This window comes from Christiangramia sp. LLG6405-1 (assembly GCF_045055805.1).
Classification (GTDB): Bacteria; Bacteroidota; Bacteroidia; order Flavobacteriales; family Flavobacteriaceae; genus Christiangramia.
This window is the reverse complement of the sequence record NZ_CP159330.1, coordinates 2,322,373-2,343,875: the sequence shown is the minus strand read 5'-3', so window position 1 is coordinate 2,343,875 and position 21,503 is coordinate 2,322,373. Positions and strand designations below refer to the sequence as shown.

At 38.3% G+C, this 21,503-nt stretch carries 13 protein-coding genes, 1 other RNA gene and 1 pseudogene; 9 read left to right on the top strand and 6 right to left on the bottom strand.

All coding sequences use genetic code 11. From position 1 onward, the window contains the following. Window positions 1-6: 6 nt before the first annotated feature. Window positions 7-1,443 (bottom strand): ATP-dependent RecD-like DNA helicase, encoded by a 1,437-nt coding sequence (locus ABVM50_RS10730; protein ID WP_405198570.1) that lies wholly within the window; start codon window positions 1,441-1,443, stop codon window positions 7-9. Between the two features lie 123 nt (window positions 1,444-1,566). Here ABVM50_RS10730 and ABVM50_RS10725 point away from each other — a divergent pair, with 123 nt between their 5' ends. From ABVM50_RS10725 to ABVM50_RS10705, 5 genes and pseudogenes are all read left to right on the top strand, one after another. Beyond that, complete coding sequence (locus ABVM50_RS10725; RefSeq protein ID WP_405198569.1) at window positions 1,567-2,229, top strand: hypothetical protein; 663 nt, start codon at window positions 1,567-1,569, stop codon at window positions 2,227-2,229. Further along, window positions 2,189-3,031 carry a DUF3822 family protein gene (locus ABVM50_RS10720; protein ID WP_405198568.1) on the top strand — a complete coding sequence of 281 codons (843 nt, stop codon included), beginning with the start codon at window positions 2,189-2,191 and terminating at the stop codon, window positions 3,029-3,031. Before ABVM50_RS10725 ends, ABVM50_RS10720 begins: the two co-directional genes overlap by 41 nt. After that, window positions 3,028-3,561 carry an RsmD family RNA methyltransferase gene (locus ABVM50_RS10715; RefSeq protein WP_405198567.1) on the top strand — a complete coding sequence of 178 codons (534 nt, stop codon included), beginning with the start codon at window positions 3,028-3,030 and terminating at the stop codon, window positions 3,559-3,561. Before ABVM50_RS10720 ends, ABVM50_RS10715 begins: the two co-directional genes overlap by 4 nt. Window positions 3,562-3,577: 16 nt before the next feature. After that, on the top strand, window positions 3,578-3,958 hold the full coding sequence (locus tag ABVM50_RS10710; RefSeq protein WP_405198566.1) for a hypothetical protein: 381 nt from the start codon (window positions 3,578-3,580) through the stop codon (window positions 3,956-3,958). Continuing rightward, window positions 3,846-4,751 (top strand): annotated as a pseudogene (locus ABVM50_RS10705) (family 16 glycosylhydrolase); the annotation flags it as partial. The gene ABVM50_RS10710 and the pseudogene ABVM50_RS10705, both read left to right, overlap by 113 nt. A 35-nt stretch (window positions 4,752-4,786) precedes the next feature. Here the strand turns inward: ABVM50_RS10705 and rnpB are convergent. Next, window positions 4,787-5,102: RNase P RNA component class A (gene rnpB, locus ABVM50_RS10700), an RNA gene on the bottom strand. Window positions 5,103-5,215: 113 nt separating this feature from the next. Between rnpB and ABVM50_RS10695 the strand changes: the two genes are divergently transcribed. Then, window positions 5,216-7,138: a DNA polymerase III subunit gamma/tau gene (locus ABVM50_RS10695; protein ID WP_405198565.1), complete on the top strand. Its 1,923-nt coding sequence runs from the start codon at window positions 5,216-5,218 to the stop codon at window positions 7,136-7,138. Window positions 7,139-7,140: 2 nt separating this feature from the next. After that, window positions 7,141-7,725 carry a tRNA-(ms[2]io[6]A)-hydroxylase gene (locus ABVM50_RS10690; RefSeq protein ID WP_405198564.1) on the top strand — a complete coding sequence of 195 codons (585 nt, stop codon included), beginning with the start codon at window positions 7,141-7,143 and terminating at the stop codon, window positions 7,723-7,725. On the opposite strand, the gene ABVM50_RS10685 is transcribed toward ABVM50_RS10690, so the two are convergent. The 4 genes from ABVM50_RS10685 to pdxH are packed head-to-tail and all read right to left on the bottom strand — an operon-like array spanning window position 7,722 to window position 11,862. Then, window positions 7,722-8,624 carry a Ppx/GppA phosphatase family protein gene (locus ABVM50_RS10685; protein WP_405198563.1) on the bottom strand — a complete coding sequence of 301 codons (903 nt, stop codon included), beginning with the start codon at window positions 8,622-8,624 and terminating at the stop codon, window positions 7,722-7,724. The two genes, ABVM50_RS10690 and ABVM50_RS10685, sit on opposite strands and share 4 nt — an antisense overlap. Beyond that, window positions 8,621-10,723 carry a polyphosphate kinase 1 gene (gene ppk1, locus ABVM50_RS10680; RefSeq protein WP_405198562.1) on the bottom strand — a complete coding sequence of 701 codons (2,103 nt, stop codon included), beginning with the start codon at window positions 10,721-10,723 and terminating at the stop codon, window positions 8,621-8,623. Before ppk1 ends, ABVM50_RS10685 begins: the two co-directional genes overlap by 4 nt. A 5-nt stretch (window positions 10,724-10,728) precedes the next feature. Next, window positions 10,729-11,214: a SixA phosphatase family protein gene (locus ABVM50_RS10675; RefSeq protein WP_405198561.1), complete on the bottom strand. Its 486-nt coding sequence runs from the start codon at window positions 11,212-11,214 to the stop codon at window positions 10,729-10,731. A 3-nt stretch (window positions 11,215-11,217) separates the two neighbouring features. Further along, window positions 11,218-11,862, bottom strand: a complete 645-nt coding sequence (gene pdxH, locus ABVM50_RS10670) for a pyridoxamine 5'-phosphate oxidase (protein WP_405198560.1) — start codon at window positions 11,860-11,862, stop codon at window positions 11,218-11,220. Window positions 11,863-12,440: 578 nt separating this feature from the next. On the opposite strand from pdxH, the gene ABVM50_RS10665 reads away from it, so the two are divergent. Both ABVM50_RS10665 and ABVM50_RS10660 read left to right on the top strand, forming a co-directional pair. Further along, window positions 12,441-12,971 (top strand): hypothetical protein, encoded by a 531-nt coding sequence (locus tag ABVM50_RS10665; RefSeq protein WP_405198559.1) that lies wholly within the window; start codon window positions 12,441-12,443, stop codon window positions 12,969-12,971. Window positions 12,972-12,992: 21 nt separating this feature from the next. Then, the gene (locus tag ABVM50_RS10660) at window positions 12,993-21,491 is read left to right on the top strand and encodes a tandem-95 repeat protein (RefSeq protein ID WP_405198558.1); all 8,499 of its coding nucleotides are present in this window, start codon (window positions 12,993-12,995) and stop codon (window positions 21,489-21,491) included. Window positions 21,492-21,503: the final 12 nt, after the last annotated feature.

Below are 21,503 nucleotides of genomic sequence, written 5' to 3'. Positions count from 1 at the left end.
TAGGAATTACTTACCAGCGAAAAAATCATCCTCAAATCCAATGAGATATAATTTTTCCTGGGCTCTGGTAATCGCAGTATATAACCATCGTAGGTACTCCTTCCCTACTCCGTTTGGCAAGTAAGGCTGCTCGATAAAGACATTTTTCCACTGGCCACCCTGAGACTTATGACAGGTGATGGCATAAGAGAATTTGATCTGGAGAGCATTGAAGTATTTATTGTTCTTTACGTTCATGAACTGTTTGTACTTGGATCTTTCATGCGCGTAATCCTTTTTTACTTCTTCATAGAGTCGGTTTGATTCTTCGTAAGTAAGCGAAGGTGTATTTGTAGTAAGAGTATCCAGCATGATGACCGTTTCAAAAGGACTCATTTTAGGATAATCTACCATTTGCACCTGCACTTCAGCAAATCTGAATCCGTACAATTCTTTAAATCCAAAGATCTCCAGCACTTTTACAATATCACCATTTGCAATAAATCCAGCCTCACTGGTTGGTTTGATCCAGAAATAATTGTTCTTTACAACCATCAAATAATCACCTGGAGAAAGTTCATCTTCCTGAAACAGTATTCGGGATCTTATTTGTTGATTGTACATATTCGCCCGTTTGTTGGACCGTACAATAATACTAGTATCTTCATGTCCATTCTCACCGTAGGAATCCTGAATAGCATCCATGATCTCATATCCATCTGTCAATCGAATCACATCAGCATTTGTAGAAAGCTCGAATTGAAAACTTTCATAGAATTCCTCCTGCAGGCTTTCCCGGATAAGAGTCGCATTGTGTAAAATATCACTGCCTTCACTTTGCCTTACTACTTCATCAAGTTCAATAAAAGAGACCTCCTTATTATAGTTAAGCCCCAGTTTCTCTTCTTCAAGTGCCGGACTAAGATCCATTTTCACCGGTGGCAACTGCGCGGTATCCCCTATTAGGATCAGCTGGCAATTGTGCCCTGCATAGACATACTCGATTAGATCATCCAGCAGAGATCCATTTTCGAAAAGTTTGGAGTTTCCCCCATCATCTGAGATCATGGATGCTTCATCAACAATGAACAGGCTGTTCTTGTGTTTGTTAGGCTGTAAAGTGAATTGAACACCGCCATTTCCCGATTTCTTCGGAAAATAGATCTTCTTATGAATAGTGAATGCTTCTTTTTTAGAGTAATTGGAGATCACCTTGGCAGCTCTTCCGGTTGGTGCCAGTAGAATTCCGGACTTTCGTATCTTCCATAAGTTCTTAGTAAGCGTACTTATAATAGTAGTTTTACCCGTACCAGCGAAACCCTTCAGTAAGAACAACTTATCTCGCCCTCCTTCCACTACAAACTTAGAAAGCATCTGTAATGCTATATCCTGTTTTGTGGTTGGTTGAAATTCAAGGTCCTGAATAAGTAATTTGAAGAAGGAATCCGGCGTGGGTATATCCATAGAAAGTGCGTAAAAACTCAAAGATACTAATGGATTTTTATGACAGAAACTTTTACGAATAAAAAAAAGTTGTAGATTTGCGTGTAACCCATTAACCTTTAAACTAAACTAAATTTTAAAAGCATGAGATTTGTAATTCAGATACTTCTTTGGTTGGTTATTATCTTCCTGGCATATCTTACTTTCAACGCGGTTTACGAACCACTACAATTTAATAAGATTAAGGAAAAAAGATATACCAAAGTAATTAAAAATCTTAAGGATATTAGAGCTGCTGAGCTTGCACATCAGGAAGTAACTGGAAAGTTCACTGGTAACTGGGATAGCCTGGTTCGTTTCCTTGACACTGCTGAATTTGCGATCACGCAAAGACGTGATACTGTAATGCTAGACGAAGAGTATGCTAAAACATACGGTGTAGATAAGAACATTGAGAAAGTGATCATCGATACTTTAGGTTTCGTACCTGTGAGTGACTCATTGTTTAAAGGTGACAAAGAGAGATATCAAACTATGATGAATGTTCCTGTAGAAGGGGTGAACGAAAAGTTCGAACTTAGAGCAGGTACTATTCAAAAAGGTGATAATAAAATTCCGGTATTCGAAGCTAGAATTCCTAAAGCTGTAGTACTATCAGACCAGGATAGAACTCTAATTCTTCAGGAAAATGAAGTACAGTCTGTAGATGATGTAAACGGAAGATACATTAGCGTTGGTAGTATGACAGAAGTTAGTACCAGTGGTAATGGGTTTGACAGATATGGTGGAGATAGCGACAACGACTAGTAATATCAAAGCAAATAAAAAGATGTCCATTCAGGTTAGCCTGGATGGACTTTCTTTTTGTATCCTGGATAAAGACCGCCAGGAGATCGAATATTTAAAAAGTTTCGACTTTGAAAAACAACTGGATCCTATAAAAGTACTTTCCAGAATAGAACTTATTATTGAAGAAGAGTCCATTCTTCAGCAACCGGTTCAGGAAGCAAGTTTATTTTTTACCAATACACTTTTTACTCTGGTTCCTTCAGATTTATTTAATGAAGAACAGGCAGTAAGTTTCCTGAAGTTCAATACCAAGATCCTCAAAACCGACTTTATTGCTCATGACGAGATCAATAATGAACTGGTTAATGTGTATATCCCTTACGCCAATATCATTAATTATTTTTTCGATATGTTCGGTGAATTTGAATACCGGCATAGCCTGAGTATTCTTATTGATAGCCTACTGAAGATAAAATCTTCGGAAAAGCCCAAGGTTTATTTACATACTCATTTACATCACTACGAATTGGTAGTGATCCAGAATTCTAAATTGATCTTCGCTAATAGTTTCGAATTTGATACTAAAGAAGATTTTATTTATTACCTACTATTTACTCTGGAACAACTTGAGCTAGAACCTCAAGAGGTTGAATTGATCTTGCTGGGTGATATCAAAAAGAATTCAGAAGAATATAATATAGCATACAGATACATCACGAATATTTCATTTTTAGACGTATTCCATACTTTCAGTTTTTCCGAAGAAGCGAAGCCTAAGTATCCATTGGCCGATTATTTAACCATTAAAAGTCTATCATGAGAATCATATCAGGAAAGCATAAAGGGCGACGTATAACCGCTCCTTCCAAATTGCCAGTGAGACCAACAACAGATATGACTAAGGAAGCGCTGTTTAATATTCTGAATAACCAGTATCACCTTTCAGAGCTTAAAGTACTTGATCTATTTTCAGGAACAGGGAATTTAGCATTTGAATTTGGTTCCCGTGGCGCTAAAGATATAACTGCTGTAGATGCTCATTTTGACTGCGTTAAATTTATAAAGAAAACTTCTGAAGAACTGGAGCTTCCAATAATGGCTATTAAAAGCGATGTTTATAAGTATCTTGAAAAAGGAGCTATGAGATCTGATCTTATTTTCGCAGACCCTCCCTACGATTTTACTGTAGATCAATTTGGAAAGATCGCCGGAATCATCTTTGATCGTAACCTGCTTAACGAAGATGGTGCATTGATCATTGAACACTCTAAACATACCGATCTAAGTCAGTTTCCTCATTATAGTCATCAAAGAAAATACGGAAGCAGCGTTTTTAGTTTCTTCGAATAATTACTACCTTCATACTATGACACACCAGGTAAGAAGACTTAGCCTCACATATGCTGAACTTGAACTCCATGAGCAATATGTGATTTCGACGATCAAAGAAGACCAGGTTCTGGACAAGGAACAGATCGAAGAAATGAGGGAGATCTTCTACGATCATTTTGGAGATAGAAAATGGGTATATGTTAGCAATAGGAAGAACAAGTATAACGTTAACCCTGTCATATATTTAGATCTAATACAGAGAAAATCTCTAATTGGGATCGCAATTGTTCTACGTGAAAGTGATGGTGCTCTTACTGCAAATTTTGAAAAACAATTTGCAACAATTCCTTTCGAAATGTTTGACAACAAATCTGAAGCTCTTGCGTGGGCCAATGGCATGCTGTCCCAAAATTAGAGGTTTTAAACGGCTACAGTTAACCGCTACTTTTACTATTCTACTTTTTACAAGCTCTATGATGAATGCTCAGGAAATGAAACTGGTATGGCAGGACGAATTCGATAATTCAGGAAAACCAGATCCTACAAAATGGAGCTATGAAACTGGATTCATTAGGAATCTGGAAGCACAGTATTATACTTCAAGAAAAAAAAATGTACGCGTTAGAAATGGTAAATTAATTATAACCGCCAGAAACGAGTATTATGAAAACCCAGATTACGATCCTGTAATAAAAAATTATCGCTTCAACACACCGGAAACCAACTACACTTCTGGTAGTATTCACACCTCAGGAAAGTTTGATTTCAAATATGGCCGAGTAGATGTTAGAGCTAAATTACCAAAGGCTGCCGGCTCCTGGCCTGCTATATGGATGTTAGGTTCAAATTTCGAAAATGTAGTGTACCCGGAAGCTGGTGAGATTGATATTATGGAACACGTTGGAAAAAATCAGGGAGAAATTCATGGAAGTGTTCATTATGCCAATGAGAAAAACGAGATCGTTTCAAAAACCGACACTACCTTTATAGATGATGTTTCAGAAGAATTCCATGTATATTCAGTAGACTGGAACAGAGATCGCATCCAATTTCTGGTAGATAATGAAGTATATCATACGTTTGAAATTGCGAATGCCGATACCGGTAATAATCCTTTTAGAAAACCATTCTTTATACTGATAAATCTAGCACTTGGAGGAAAATGGGCTGGAGAGATCGATGATTCGAAGTTTCCGCAGAAATTCAAGATCGATTATGTACGGGTGTACCAGCAAATTGAGAATAAAAAAGCAGGCCTATAAGCCGGATTCTGTCATCCGATAAAAAGATCGGATTCCTTATCATTTATCTAAAATTAGCGTTGCCACTAATCTTGAGCTGCCTACCCTCCGGCAACGGACGGGCGATCCTTAAATGCCGGTTTACATGGCATTGCACCGCATAGAGTTTACCTGGTTTCACTACAGCTTAACCTGTACATTCTTTCTGTTGCACTGGTCCTGATCTCACGATCGGTGGGCGTTACCCACTATACTGCCCTGTGGTGTCCGGACTTTCCTCTCCGAGGTATATGTCGAAGCGATAAGGCGGCCTGCTTCCGGCAAATGTAAGTCAAATTATGTTCATTTCTTAAGTCATTTGTTCATAAAAAACATCCCGGTCCACCTCGTTTAGAATTGGGATTTTTATATTTGTAGTTCAATAGATTTTGATGGAACATTTTGTAGTATCAGCACGTAAATACAGGCCTCAAACATTCAAAGATGTTGTTGGACAGCAAGCGATCACCAATACGCTCGCGAACGCAATCCATAACAATCATCTCGCCCAGGCTTTGTTATTTACAGGACCACGAGGTGTAGGTAAAACTACCTGCGCGCGTATCCTTGCAAAAATGATCAATCATGATGGTACCCAGGCTCCAGACGAAGATTTCGCATTTAATATTTTTGAACTGGATGCGGCTTCGAACAACTCGGTAGATGATATTCGAAATCTTATTGACCAGGTTCGTATCCCGCCGCAGGTTGGAAAATATAAAGTCTATATTATTGATGAGGTGCATATGCTATCTGCTTCTGCATTTAATGCTTTTCTAAAGACTTTAGAAGAACCGCCAAAACATGCTATTTTTATACTGGCTACGACAGAAAAGCACAAGATCATTCCAACGATCCTGTCTCGTTGCCAGATATTTGATTTTAAGAGAATTACTGTTACAGATGCGAAGAACTATCTTGGTTATATCGCTGAACAGGAAGGTGTAAAAGCAGAAGATGATGCCTTGCATATTATTGCTCAAAAAGCCGATGGTGCGATGCGTGATGCACTGTCTATCTATGATCGTGTGGTTAGTTTCAGCGGAAATGAACTTACAAGACAGGCAGTTACAGAAAATCTGAATGTTCTGGATTATGACACTTATATGCAGGTAACCGATATGATTCTCGCGAATGATATTCCTCAATTACTTCTGAAATTTAATGAAATCCTATCTACAGGATTTGATGGACATCATTTTATTGCAGGATTGGCATCTCACTTTAGAGATCTGCTGGTTTGCAAGGATCAGAAAACCATCCAATTGCTAGAGGTGGGAGAACAAACGAAAGCTCGATATTTTGAACAGTCTCAACAAACTTCGCATCAATTTTTGATGGAAGCAATTGAACTGGCAAATTCCTGTGATCTAAAATACAAAACGAGTCAGAATCAAAGATTGCTAGTTGAACTTTGCTTAATGCAACTGGCATCGATCACTTTCGATACTCAAAAAAAAAAGTCTGATCGCAACATAGTTCCCCCGGAACATTTCACTCAACATTCGGTTCAAATATCGAATGAGAAGAAGGAAATGCTAAGGGAAAATGAGCATGATAGCTCTACACCTGCTGAAGATATTAGCCTTCCAGATCCTAAAAAAACACCAGAATCGTGTGCTAAACCAGAAGAGGCAATTTATTATTCAAAAGAGAGTCCTTCAGATTCTACGGAAACTTCAGCTGATACTAATACTAATGCTACTGAAACCAAATCTGAAACAGTTGCAAATCAGGATTCTTTAAACCTTCCGAAGCAGACATCGAACGCTACTGAAAAAACCGAAGTACAAGAGGTTAGGGAAGTTACTGAAGAGAAACCTGTTGGAACGAAAAAGATTTTTCCGGAGATCAAACGGGAAAAGGTTTCTGGCCTGTCTTTAAAAAGTATTGGTAAGAAAAAGGAACTAGCGGAAAAACAAAAAGCGATGTTACCTGTTAAAGAGGTAATGAATGATGAGTTTTCCGAAGAAGATATGGTACGGGAGTGGAAAAATTATTCAGAAAAACTGAAGAATAAAGGTGAAAAGATTCTCGCATCTATATTCGAATCGCAAACACCCAGCCTTGAAAATAGAGATATTCATCTCACCTTTCCGAATGAAACGATGAAGATCGATCTGGAACGGGAAGAAAACAGACTGATGAATTTTCTAAAAGCCCGACTTAGAAATACACATATAAGGCTGATCATTCATGTAGATGAAGCTGTTTCTAAAAAGTACGCCTTTACTCCCCAAGAAAAATACGAAAAACTGAAAGAGGCCAATCCTCTACTCGACCAATTGCGAGCAACTTTTGATTTAGATGTATAATTATGCTAGGATTAAAATTACCTACCGACCCGAGATGGGCTGATATTGCAGAGAAAAACATTGAAGAAATCCTTGTTGATCACGCATACTGTGAACAAAAAGCGGCTTCAACAGCGATTTCCCTCATTGTAAGTTTCCCGGAATATTCTGACTTGGTGAACGCCATGACCGCACTTGCAAGAGAGGAAATGGGACATTTCAAAATGGTACACGACCGGCTGCTAAATATGGGATTCAAAATGGGTTGGGATCGTAAAGATGAATATGTTATACAACTTTTAAAGTTTTTTCCTAAAGGTGGCAGCAGATCCACTCAACTGGTACATCGTCTTCTTATTGCTGGTTTGATCGAAGCCCGTAGCTGCGAACGTTTCAGACTACTTTCTGAAGAACTGGAAGATAAAGATCTGGCAAAATTTTACCGTGACTTGATGATTAGCGAAGCGAACCACTATACGATGTTCTTGAAGTTCGCCCGGCAATATGGAGAAGACCGGAAAGTAGTAGATCAAAAATGGGAAGATCTACTGGAATTTGAAGCTAAGATCATGAAGGATCTGGGAACTAAAGAAAGTATCCACGGTTAAACTTTTTTCCTCTTAGAATCGTTATAAAGAGATTTGATTATACCATCTGCAAGTCCGATTTTAGGTACATGGATCCAATTGGCACGAGCCCATTTCATGGAATTTACATAGATCTTTGTAGCTGGGATGATCACATCTGCGCGGTCATTCTTTAGATCCAGTTCGGTGATTCGCTCCTCGTAAGTATAAGAATTAAGCTTTTCGTCGTAATCTTTCATATACTTCAAACTAAGAGCCTTTCCTTCCTTCTTTGCACTGGTTTTAAAAATATTGTTGATGTTTCCTCCGGAACCTATAAGATCGATATCATCGTAATCTCTGGTAGTTTCCTTAACCCATTCCCGCATTTCTTCCCAGGTATGATGCTCAACAAGATCTTCCATCATTCTTACAGTTCCTACTTTGAACGATCTTGAGGCAACCGTTTTCCCATTACTGTACATGGTATACTCTGTACTTCCACCACCAACATCTACATATAAATAATTACAATCGTTCTGGATAAGTGCGTGAAGATCTGTAGCGGCGATGATTGCAGCTTCATGAGATCCGTCAATGATCTCTATATTAATTCCAGATTTCTCTTTTATTATAGTAGCAATCTCGTTCCCATTCGTTGCTTCCCGCATTGCCGACGTTGCGTATGCCTTATATTTTTCCACCCCATGAGATTTCATTAATAGATTAAAGGCATGCATCGTATCGATCATACGCATGGTATTCTTTTCTGAAACTTTCTTCTTCAGGAACACATCTGCACCTAATCTTATAGGAACACGTACCAGGGAGGTTTTGCGAAACATTGGTTCTTTACCCTCTTTTTCAGTGATAGTTGATACCAGTAGTCTTACGGCATTAGATCCAATATCTATAGCGGCGAAATTCTTTTGTTTGATCATTCGTAAATTTCAGTTTTTCTTAAATAATAATCATAAAGTGCGAACTGGGATCTTACCTTTTCACCATCGGTACGTCTGTAAGGATTGTCCATTCCTCTGCAATGTCTTCTGGCTTTCACATTATCACTCCAGCTAATTTCAAAGGTTTCTATAAGTTCCTGCTTGATATCTTCATCATAAATAGGACAGGAAATTTCAACCCGTTGATCGAGATTTCTAGTCATAAGGTCTGCAGATGAAATGTAAACCTTTCGATCTCCGCCATTTTCAAAAATATAAACTCTTGGATGCTCCAGAAATTTATCTACAATGCTGATAGCTTCGATATTATCACTAATTCCTTCAATACCGGGATTCAGGCAACAGATTCCGCGAACGATTAATTTGATTTTAACACCGGCTTTACTAGCCATGTATAATTTGTCGATCACTCCATTGTCTGATAAACTATTCAGCTTTAATCTTATACCTGCAGGCTTTCCGTTCTTCGCATTATCAATTTCAGTTTGAATAAGATTATATATGACATGTCTTGTATAATGTGGCGAAACGATCAAATGCTTGTACTTGTTTACCTTGTAATTCGTCTCAAAAAATTCAAAGAGCATATTTACTTCCTTCAGAATAGCAGCATCTGCAGTGAATAGTGTATAATCAGTATACAGTTTGGAGGTATTTTCATTAAAGTTTCCAGTACTTATAAAACCGTACCTCTTGAGTTTACCCTCTTCTTCACGCTCTATCACGCAGGTTTTACAGTGTACTTTAAGTCCCGGAACCCCAAAAATCAAATTCACACCTTCTTCCTGCATTTGTTCAGCATAACGAATATTCGCCACTTCATCGAACCTTGCTCGCAGTTCAATTTGAACAGTTACTTTTTTGCCATTTTTAACAGCGTTGATCAGGGAGCTGGCGATATGCGAAATCTTTGCCAGCCTGTAGATTGTGATCTTAATCGTTTTTACCTTTGGATCCAGGGCTGCCTCTCTCAGGAATTTAACTACATAAGCAAAACTCTGGTATGGAGTATATAATAGGTAATCCTTTTCAGCAATACCCTTTAAAACACTTGTTTGGAGAATCAAGCCGGGAATTGGCAAGGGCTCCCGTTTTTCGAATTGTAGCTCAGGCCTTCCAAGACTCGGAAAATCCATATAATCCCTCCTGTTATGATATCGACCGCCAGGAATAATACTATCGGTAGAATCGATACCCATTTTGTTCATCAAATAAGTAAGAGTCTCGCTATCAATATTTTTATCATAAACAAAGCGCACAGGATCTCCTTTAATTCGATCCTTTACACTGTCTGAAATTTTTTCAATAAAGCTTTTACTTAGATCACTATCCAGATCCAGACCTGCGTCCCGTGTAATTTTGATCATATGTGCCGAAAGACTCTCATAATCGAAAATATTGAAAATAGTATGCAGGTTATACCGAATGAGGTCATCAAGAAGAATGATGTATTGCTTGCCATCCTCCTCCGGGAGTACCACAAAACGTTCAATATTCCGCGGGATTTCAATTAATACATATCTCTTTTCCTTAGTTTTTCTCTTTAAGATCCTGTCTATTCCATCTTTCTGCTCTACTTCCTCTGTCATCACCATCTTCACAGCCAGATATGCCGCGGAATCCTTTAATGAAGGCATTTCCGGAAGTTCATTCAGAATAATGGTAACCAGGGCCGGACTCACCTTGCTTAAAAAATAGTTTTTAATAAAGTCCTGCTGTTTGTAGGTTACTTCATTCTCATTGATAACGTGAATATTATGTTCCTTCAGCTGTTCCTGAATATCTTCAAGGATCTTGAGACTTTCAGACTGTTGATCTATTACAATTTTGGTAATTGCCTCCAGAAGTTTACTCGCCTTAATTCCGCCAAGCACACTTTTAGCAGCTTTCCCGGCAAGATCAATTCGTTTAACGGTTGCATAACGCACCTTAAAGAATTCATCAAGGTTATTTGAAAAAATTCCCAGGAATCTCAATCTTTCTATCAGTGGCACTGTTTCGTCTGCCGCTTCCTGTAAAACTCTCGCGTTAAAGCTTAACCAGCTTAATTCGCGGTTCGTATATTTCTTATTAGCCATAAATTTTAGCGGAGATTTTTGGGAAATAAATGCAAAATGGTTTTACCACCATCAATATGCTGCCAGGAATCAGCTTCAAAATCGATCACTGTGAGGCCAGTTGTTGGAACATTATCGAATTTCTTATCTCCAAGAAAATTAACAAGGATAGTCATAGCCGGATTATGGCCAAACACAATAAGTTGATCCCGGTCATCGGGACATTGCTGTATCTCTCTAAGTAACTCATTTTGATTGAAGGTATAAAGCTCTTCTTTTACCTCAAAATCTGGATCTTTTATATTCAAATTCTTCTTGAATAGCTTCGCAGTTTCATGTGCGCGAACGGCGTAACTAGTCCAGAACAAGCCACCTTGCTGATAGAAATTCTGGAAGTTTTTAAGAACCAGCTCAGCATCATTATAAGCCCTTTTCTTTAGTGGTCGTTTGTGATCCGGAAGTTCATTCGCCCAGGATGATTTACCATGTCTTACTAAAATTAATCGCTTCATAAATTAAGGTGCTAAACGTTCATATTTCCAGGAGTTGGTAGTTTTTTTGTAGCGTATGCGGTCATGCAGGCGGCTTTCCCTTCCCTGCCAGAATTCAAAAGTTTTTGGCTGGAAAACATATCCTCCCCAGTCTTTTGGCTTCGGAATTTCTTCTGAATCATACTTTTCTTCAAGACTGGACAATTTTTCTTCAAGATATACTCTTGAAGGAATCACAGAACTTTGATCGGATGCCATTGCCCCTAACTGACTGCCTTTGGGTCTTGAATGAAAATATGCTACCGACTCTTCTTCGGAAATTTTTACTGCAGTTCCCTGGATGATGACCTGTTTTTCAAGCTCTGGCCAGAAAAATGACAGGCAGCAGTTAGGATTTTCAGCCAGTGCTTTTCCTTTATCTGAAGAGTAATTTGTATAGAAATGAAAACCCTCCAGTCCAAAAGCTTTTAATAAAATAATCCGTGATTTTGGGATCATATCTTTTCCAACAGTAGCGATGTTCATTGCATTGGCTTCAAGGATATCTTCTGAATTATCAGCCTGGTTGAACCACTCCTGAAAAAATTGTAAAGGGTCTTCAGGAATAGCATTATCCTCTATTCGATCCTTTTCGTAGGATTTACGATAATCGTTGAGATTTTTGTTCATTTATGGCCAGCTTTTCCTGCAATTTACGAGTTTCGAAAGTAAGATTGAAATGTTTCTGAACGATTATAAAACAATTTTTTTTAAAGTATATCTATTCGATTTTGTGAGATATTGTACACAAATTATCTTAATTACCGGTCTCCCAAAAAAAATTAACGGACTACAAAAGTTGTCTTTTACTATAACCTGTGAAATCAAGGAGCGATTCAAGATTCTCTCATTTTTTAGAATATATCAACCTGTAAAATCACAATGATTCCTACAAAAAGTTTAAAACTTTTTGCCGTTTACAGGTTATAAAGCAAATTTATCTAAATGATATATTGTAGTTGAACGATAATTTAAAGCACTATGTCTAAAAAAAGAAATATTGCACTTCACTGACTTTAAATCTATATAATTTTACTTCAGAATTGCAACTACAGAGTCACCCCCACCCTTCTCTAAAGTAGTCTCGCTAGACTGCAACAGCAATTACTAACAACGTATTTAAGGTACTCCCCACGTATTATTAAGTAATGATATTCTATATCAGTACTTAATGAAAAACTAAGAACAATATTTTTAAAGTTACAGCTATGTCAAATAAATTCAGATTAACTGCTTTATTAGTATTCCTTTTTGCTTTTGCACTGAAAGGAACAGCTCAAGAATATGAGATAATAAATTTAGAAACCTTATTAAATAATAAGGAAAGAGTTCAAAAAACTTCTTCTCAGAAGTCCTCCATTAATAAAAACAATACTGGTAATTCAATAAATATTGAAAGGATAGAGACACTGGTATTTGATGTGTCTCCTACATTATATATTCAGAATAACAACGTTGAGCAATTCGAAAATGCTACACCAACTCTGGCAAGTATTGAAGACGACAGTTATAGCCTAATCTACTCTGATAACCAACTATTTCAAAATATTGAAATGGTGAAATTACGATTTTATAAGAATAGAAATATAGTCATTGATGTTTCAAAAATGAACAGCTTTTCAAGCTTGAAATATTTCTTTATTCAATGTGAATCTTCATGTACTGAAAAGGAATTAGCAAAAATTTTCAGTAATGCGAAAGGAATTTCTATCCTTTATCAAGTAATCCAGTCTGAATAATAATACTACAAAACGAGTAATATGAAACATTTCTACGTTTACAACAATATTTCTGAAAAATTGAATAGCTACGTGCTATTGTTTTTCTTTGGTCTACTTTGCGCTGGAAGCATGCAAGCCCAGGTTCGTGAAGAATTTGTGCCAAGAGTATCTGAAAACTCGGACAATAAGAAAATCTATAATGTAAATGGAGATTTTACGCTTATTGGAAATTCCAATCTTACACTTCAGAACTATAGTGAAAATGGGTTAAATAGTAATAGCACCATGGTCTTCGTGAATAAAGACGGTAATGAAGAAACATACAACTCGTCTAGTGCTGAATTAACTTTTTCTACCGAGAATGGGGCATCATCAGAATGCTCTAATGTTGTTTACGCTGGTTTGTACTGGACTGGAAGAGCGAATGCTTTAGTTACTACCAACGAGAAACGTTCGATTAAATTCAGAACACCGAATGGAAATTATCAGGAAATTATTGCAGCTCAAAATGAAATACGTTATCCTGGTGATAACGGTATGTATGTAGGATATTCTGAAGTTACCGATCTAGTTAAAAATTCTGGCGCTGGTGAGTACTGGGTTGCTGATATTGCTTTAAGTGAAGGTAATGGTGGATCTACAGGATATTATGGGGGCTGGGGAATGGTCGTTGTTTACGAAAATGCATTGATGAACCCGAGGGATGTCACAATATTCGATGGATATGCCTACGTTCGTGGAAATGCTACCGAGGATTACGAAATTGATGTTGAGGGTTTTAATACTGCTCAATATGGAGATATCAATATCAAACTGGGATTGATGGCTGGTGAAGGAGATCGAGGTATTTCCGGAGATTATTTTGAAATTAAAAAAAGAAACAACCAGTGGCAGAGACTGTCTCATGATCAAAATTCTACCGGTAACTTCTTCAACTCTTCTATTAATACAGATGGTGATAGAAATCCGGATCTGGTAAATAACACCGGATTGGATATTAGTATGTTCAATGTACCGAACCAGAACAACTCGGTTATTGGTAATAATCAAAGTGAAGCTACCTTCAGGTATGGTACAACGCAAGATACTTACATCATATATTCTCTTGCAATGTCTGTTGATGCTTATCAACCTAAGATTGAAGGGATTAACTCGATTGAATCTATAAATGGCCAGCCTTACACAGGCTCGGAATCTGTTCAACCTGGTGATGAGATTACCTACAAGATTGAACTACGTAATAAAGGTTCAGAAGACCTGGAAAATGTGAAACTGGTTATACCACTCCCGTATAATGGAAGTTACGTAGAAAATTCAGCACAAAGCGAGATATTCTACTCACCAACACCTACTCCCAACTCCATTAGTTTTAATAATACTCTTGGTGCAACAGGTTCTGTAGTATGGAATCTGGGTGATCTACCTACCACTGCAGACAATTCAACGGTACTGGCTGAAATAACTTTGAAAATAAAGGTTACTGAAGATTGCGATATCCTTAAGTTCTTGAATTGTTCTAGTGGAGCTAGTCTAGATTTTAAAGGATCTCTTAACGGTAAAGGGAAGATATCTGGAGTAAACTTTGAAAATACAGATTTCATCCAGGGTTTTGATCAGTCTGGAGCCTGTGATGGTCAGCCAATCACTAGACCGTTAACTATACCTATTGATGCACAAAGCTATATTGAAGAAAACTGTTCTGATTCATCGGATAGAAAGAAGTTCAAATTTTGTGAGTCACTTACTAATATTCCTGTAAGCGAAATTAGAAATGCATTTCCATCAGGAACAAGATTTTATGATAGTTTCCCAATAGATGCTAATACTATAGAGTATACTACGAACAATCCATTTCCTGTACAAAACGATATGTACTACGCTATTGTACCAGGTACGAATGATTGCTTCATTCCATTTGATATCGAAGTGGAGTCAATTGATATTTCAATAGAATCAATCAGTGCTACTTGTGATCAGGAAAATGGAAAAGTTTCAATTCTAAATTTCAACTTAAATTATAATTATACGCTTCTAGATGAGGATGGACAAAGTATCCAGCAGTCAATAAACAGTGCTGGAATGTTTACCAACCTTTCCCCAGGAACCTATTCGGTAAGAGTAGACAAAGGTAGTTGTAATAAAACCTCTGAAGAAATTACCATCGCAAATAGCTCTTCTAGACCTGATGCGCCAACTGGCGAATCAAGTCAGAACTTTTGTGAAACGAGTTCCTCCAAAGTTTCAGATCTTGTTGCTGTCGGAAATAACATCAAGTGGTATGCTGATGAGAATGCGACTACCACGCTAGATCTAGAATTGGAATTAATTGATGGAGAAGATTATTATGCAAGTCAGAATAATGGTTCTTGCGAGAGTGAGAGTAGACTTAAAGTAACTGTTTCTTTCGATGATGCTCCGGATGCTGGAACTAATGGAACACTTACTCTTTGTGAAGGTACAACTCCAACCAACGAACAATTATTTGCTGCTCTTCAAGGTCAACCTGATACTAATGGAACCTGGACTGCTGATGGTAATAGTTATACCTATACTGTTGAAGCAAATGGTACCTGTACCGTAGATGCTACTGCTACAGTAACTGTTTCTTTCGATGATGCTCCAGATGCTGGAACTGATGGAACACTTACTCTTTGTGAAGGTGCAACTCCGACCAACGAACAATTATTTGCGGCTCTTCAAGGTACTCCGGACACCAACGGAACTTTCCAAGTGACTTCAGATAATGTATATACTTATACTGTAACAGCTCAAGGAGAATGTTCAGAAAATGCTACTGCTACAGTAACTGTTTCTTTCGATGATGCTCCGGATGCTGGAATTAATGGAACACTTACTCTTTGTGAAGGTGCAACTCCAACCAACGAACAATTATTTGCGGCTCTTCAAGGTGAACCTGATACTAATGGTACTTTCCAAGAGACTTCAGATAATGTTTTTACTTATACTGTAACGGCACAAGGAAAATGTTCAGAAAATGCTACTGCTACAGTAACTGTTTATTACGATGATGCTCCGGATGCCGGAACTGATGGAACACTTACTCTTTGTGAAGGTGCAACTCCAACCAACGAACAATTATTTGCTGCACTTCAAGGTACTCCGGATACCAACGGTACTTTTCAAAAGACTTCAGATAATGTATATACTTATACTGTAACAGCTCAAGGAGAATGTTCAGAAAATGCTACTGCTACAGTAACTGTTTCTTTCGATGATGCTCCGGATGCCGGAACTGATGGAACACTTACTCTTTGTGAAGGTGCAACTCCAACCAACGAACAATTATTTGCTGCACTTCAAGGTACTCCGGATACCAACGGTACTTTCCAAGAGACTTCAGATAATGTTTTTACTTATACTGTAACGGCACAAGGAAAATGTTCAGAAAATGCTACTGCTACAGTAACTGTTTATTACGATGATGCTCCGGATGCCGGAACTGATGGAACACTTACTCTTTGTGAAGGTGCAACTCCAACCAACGAACAATTATTTGCTGCACTTCAAGGTACTCCGGATACCAACGGAACTTTCCAAGTGACTTCAGATAATGTATATACTTATACTGTAACAGCTCAAGGAGAATGTTCAGAAAATGCTACTGCTACAGTAACTGTTTCTTTCGATGAAGCCCCAGTAGCAGATTCATCTGAAAACATCGAACGATGTGATTCTTATACTCTTCCTGTTCTTTCTAACGGTAAATACTTCGCTGAAGAAGATGGTATAAATCCAATTGCTGAAGGAACTGTTATTACTGCATCTCGAATTATATTTATCTATACAGAAGGAAACGAAACTTGTAATGCTGCACAGAATTCATTCAAGATCACTATTAATAAAGGTGCAACCGCAAATAATGATTCAGCATCAACTATTGAAGATAATTCAATAACTATTAGTGTTCTTTCCAATGATGAAAATCCTGAAGAAAGTGAATTAGGAATAGTTTCTTTTACTCAATCTTCAAATGGTACTGTGACTCAAAATGAGAATAATACTTTCACATACATTCCGAATGAGAACTACAACGGAACTGATACTTTCGAATATACAATTACGAATGGTAGTTGTAGTAACTCTACTGCTACAGTTACAGTTACTGTTACTCCGGTAAACGATGGAATCCTGGCAGTGGATGATTCAGCCACTACTGCTGAAGATACTGCGGTAAGCATTGATGTACTTGATAACGATTCTGATCCTGATGGTGACACAATTTCAATTAATGACTTTACCCAACCTGCAAACGGAACAGTAACATTAGTTGATGGTGAATTAGTGTATACTCCAAATACTGACTTTACAGGTACTGATACTTTTGAATATACTATTACTGATGGTGATCAAACCGATACTGCTACAGTTACGGTTACCGTTACTCCGGTAAATGATGCGCCAGTTGCTTTAGATGACGATGCTTCTACTTCTGAAGATACTCCAATTGAGATCGCTGTTCTTAATAATGATTCTGATCCTGATAATGATCCGCTATCGGTGACTGAGACTACTCAGCCTGAAAACGGAACTGTCGTGATCAATAATGATGGAACTGTAACTTATACTCCGAACGAAAACTTCAACGGAGAAGATACTTTTGAATACACAATCTCTGATGGTAACGGTGGAACTGATACTGCTACAGTTACGGTTACCGTTGCTCCGGTAAACGATGCGCCAGTTGCAGTGGATGATTCTGCTTCTACTTCTGAAGATACTCCAATTGAGATCGCTGTTCTTAATAATGATTCTGATCCTGATAATGATCCGCTATCGGTGACTGAGACTACTCAGCCTGAAAACGGAACTGTCGTGATCAATAATGATGGAACTGTAACTTATACCCCGAACGAAAACTTCAACGGAGGAGATACTTTTGAATACACAATCTCTGATGGTAACGGTGGAACAGATACTGCTACCGTAACCATAACTATTGGTGCTGAAAATGATGCTCCTATCGCTGTAGATGATTCGGCTTCTACTTCTGAAGATACTCCAGTTGAGATCACTGTTCTTAATAACGATTCTGATCCTGATAATGATCCGCTATCGGTGACTGAGACTACTCAGCCTGAAAACGGAACAGTTGTTATCAATATCGATGGAACTGTAACTTATACCCCGAACGAAAATTTCAACGGGGAAGATACCTTCACCTATACTATTACAGATGGTGATCAAACCGATACCGCTACAGTTACTGTTACTGTTACTCCGGTAAATGATGGGCCAGTTGCCGTAAATGATGCTGCAACTACAGATCAGGATACTGCTGTAACCGTTTCAGTTCTGGATAATGATTTTGATATCGACGGTGGTGATCTTGTAGTAACTGAAACTACAACTCCAGAGAATGGAATGGTAGTAATCAATTCAGACGGAACAGTAACTTATACTCCTAATGATAGTTTTACTGGTGTAGATACTTTCGAATATACTATTTCCGATGGAAATGGCGGTACCGATACAGCTGTAGTGACTATCACCGTAAATGATACTGAAGGACCTCAAATTGTGTGTCCACAAAATCTAATTCTTGAAAATGATCCTGGAGTTTGTGGAGCTATTGTAGACTTTACAATTCCGGAATTTACCGATAATGCTGAAGGTGCTACTATTGTTCAAACTAGCGGTCCTGCTTCAGGAGAAATATTCCCTGTAGGAACTACTACGGTTAGCTTTAGCGCAACTGATGTTGCTGGAAATACAAGCTTCTGTAGCTTTGATGTGATCGTAACAGATACTGAAGCTCCTGTAGTAGAAGAAATGGAGGACATCACAGTTAATAACGATGCTGGAGTATGTGGCGCCGTTGTAGACTTCGGAATAATTGGAGCAACTGATAATTGTGAACTGGAATCTGTAGAAGTTACCGAAGGTCTTACTTCAGGATCTGAATTCCCTGTTGGAACTACCACCGTAACTTATACTGTAACCGATGTTGCTGGTAATACAGCGACAGAAAGCTTTACGGTAACTGTAAATGATAACGAAGCTCCTGAAATCAGCTGTCCGGCGAATATGACTATTGATACTGAAACTGGCGTTTCTTATGCAACTGTAGATTTTGAAAATGCTACTGCAACTGATAATTGCGAGGTAACTGTAGAACAAAATGGCGGACCGGTTTCTGGATCTCAATTCGAGATTGGAACTACTACCATAACATTTACAGCGACTGATGCTGCTGGAAATACTTCAGAATGTAGCTTTACTGTAACGGTAGAAGACAACGAAGATCCAACAATCGTTTGCCCTGAAACTATTAATCAGGACAATGATCCAGGTTTATGTGGTGCAGCTGTTAGCTTCACCCTTCCTGAAATATCTGATAATTCTGGTGATGTAAGTTTAGTGCAAACAGCAGGTCCTGCTTCAGGGGAAACATTTCCTGTAGGAACTACTACGGTTAGCTTTACTGCTACCGATGCCGCTGGCAATACAAGCTTCTGTAGCTTTGATGTGATCGTTACTGATTCTGAAGCTCCTGTAGTAGAAGAAATGGAGGACATCACAGTTAATAACGATGCTGGAGTATGTGGCGCCGTTGTAGACTTCGGAATAATTGGAGCAACTGATAATTGTGAACTGGAATCTGTGGAAGTGACCGAAGGTCTTACTTCCGGATCTGAATTCCCTGTTGGAACTACCACCGTAACTTATACTGTAACCGATGTTGCTGGTAATACAACGACAGAAAGCTTTACGGTAACTGTAAATGATAACGAAGCTCCTGAAATCAGCTGTCCAGCGAATATGACTATTGATACTGAAACTGGTGTTTCTTATGCAATAGTAGATTTTGAAAATGCAACAGCAACTGATAATTGCGAGGTGACTGTTAAACAAACTGGCGGACCAGTCTCCGGATCTAAATTCGAGATTGGAACTACCATCGTAACCTTTACAGCTACAGATGCTGCTGGAAACACTTCAGAATGTAGTTTTACTGTAACGGTAGAAGACAATGAAGATCCAACGATCGTTTGTCAGGATGATATTGAAATAAGCAATAATAAAGATATGTGCGGTGCTGTTGTTGAATTTAACACACCACAGGCATCTGATAATTCTGAAGATTTCACAGTAGCACAAACTGCTGGCCTGGCTTCAGGAGAAACCTTCCCTGTAGGAACAACAACTGTAACATTTACCGTTACCGATGCTGCAGGAAATACTTCTGAATGTTCATTCGATATCATCGTTACAGATGATCAGGCACCAGAACTTGAAGCGTTAGAGAACATCACTGTAAACAATGATGCAGGAATATGTGGCGCTATTGTGACCTATGAAGCTCCTACTGCTACAGATAACTGCGAATTAGCAGAAGTTACTTTGACTGATGGTATGGAATCTGGAAGTGAATTTCCGATAGGCACTACGACTGTAACTTATACGGCTACAGACAATGCAGGTAACACTTCGAACTCTTCTTTCACGGTAACTGTGATAGATAATGAAGCTCCTTTAATTGATTGTCCTGAGAATATCACCGTAACAGTTGGCTTCGGAATGGAAAGCCGTGCTGTGGACTACAATATGGCTGAGACATCCGATAACTGTTCTGGAGAGTCAGTTACTATGATCAGTGGAATTGCTTCCGGTGGAGAGTTTCCACTAGGTGTGACCACGATTACTTTTGAAGCAACAGATGCTTCTGGAAATACTTCAGAATGTAGCTTCACAGTAACTGTTGTAGAAGAAAACGCTCCTGCTCCACCAGCTGCTCCTGAAGTAGATGTGGTACAACCGAGCTGTTCAGAACCAACAGGAACGATTATGGTAGACGTTCAAAATGGTTTAACTTATAGCATAGATGGTGAAACCTACCAGGCGAACGGGGTATTTACAAACTTAAGTCCGGGAACCTATGATGTGGTTGCTCAGGATGAGTTTGGTCAATTATCTGATCTTACTACGGTAGTTTTAGCTGAACCAGTTGCTGAAGATATTGTTCTAATCGATAATGGAATAATTGACCTTTGTGTTGATGATTCAACTTTCAATCTTTTCGATCTTATTGCAGATAATGATGACAATGGAAACTGGATAGATACAGATAATACTGGAGCGCTTGATAATGGTTTCATTACACCAGGGTTAATGGATCTTGGTACATACACTTTCGAATTGCAAATTGATGGGAACTGTCTACAAAGTACGTTCGTCACTGTAATAATCAATGATGACTGTGTGGTATTAGACTGTAGTGTTCAAGATGTAAGAGATAGTATCTCGAAAGCGGTAACTCCTAATGGTGATAACATCAACGACTTTTTCACCATCAATCCAGATATTGCATGTGGATTCACGTATGATCTTATGATATTCAATAGATGGGGTGCTAAAGTATTCGATGCCAAAAATTATCAGAATAACTGGGATGGCTTCTCAGACTCCTCTTTCACAAGCTCAAATCAACTACCATCAGGAACATACTATTATGTTCTGAAAATAAGAGAAGGTAACTTCGAACCAATTCAAGGTTATATTTACTTAGGAACTAAATAAAAAAGGGAAACA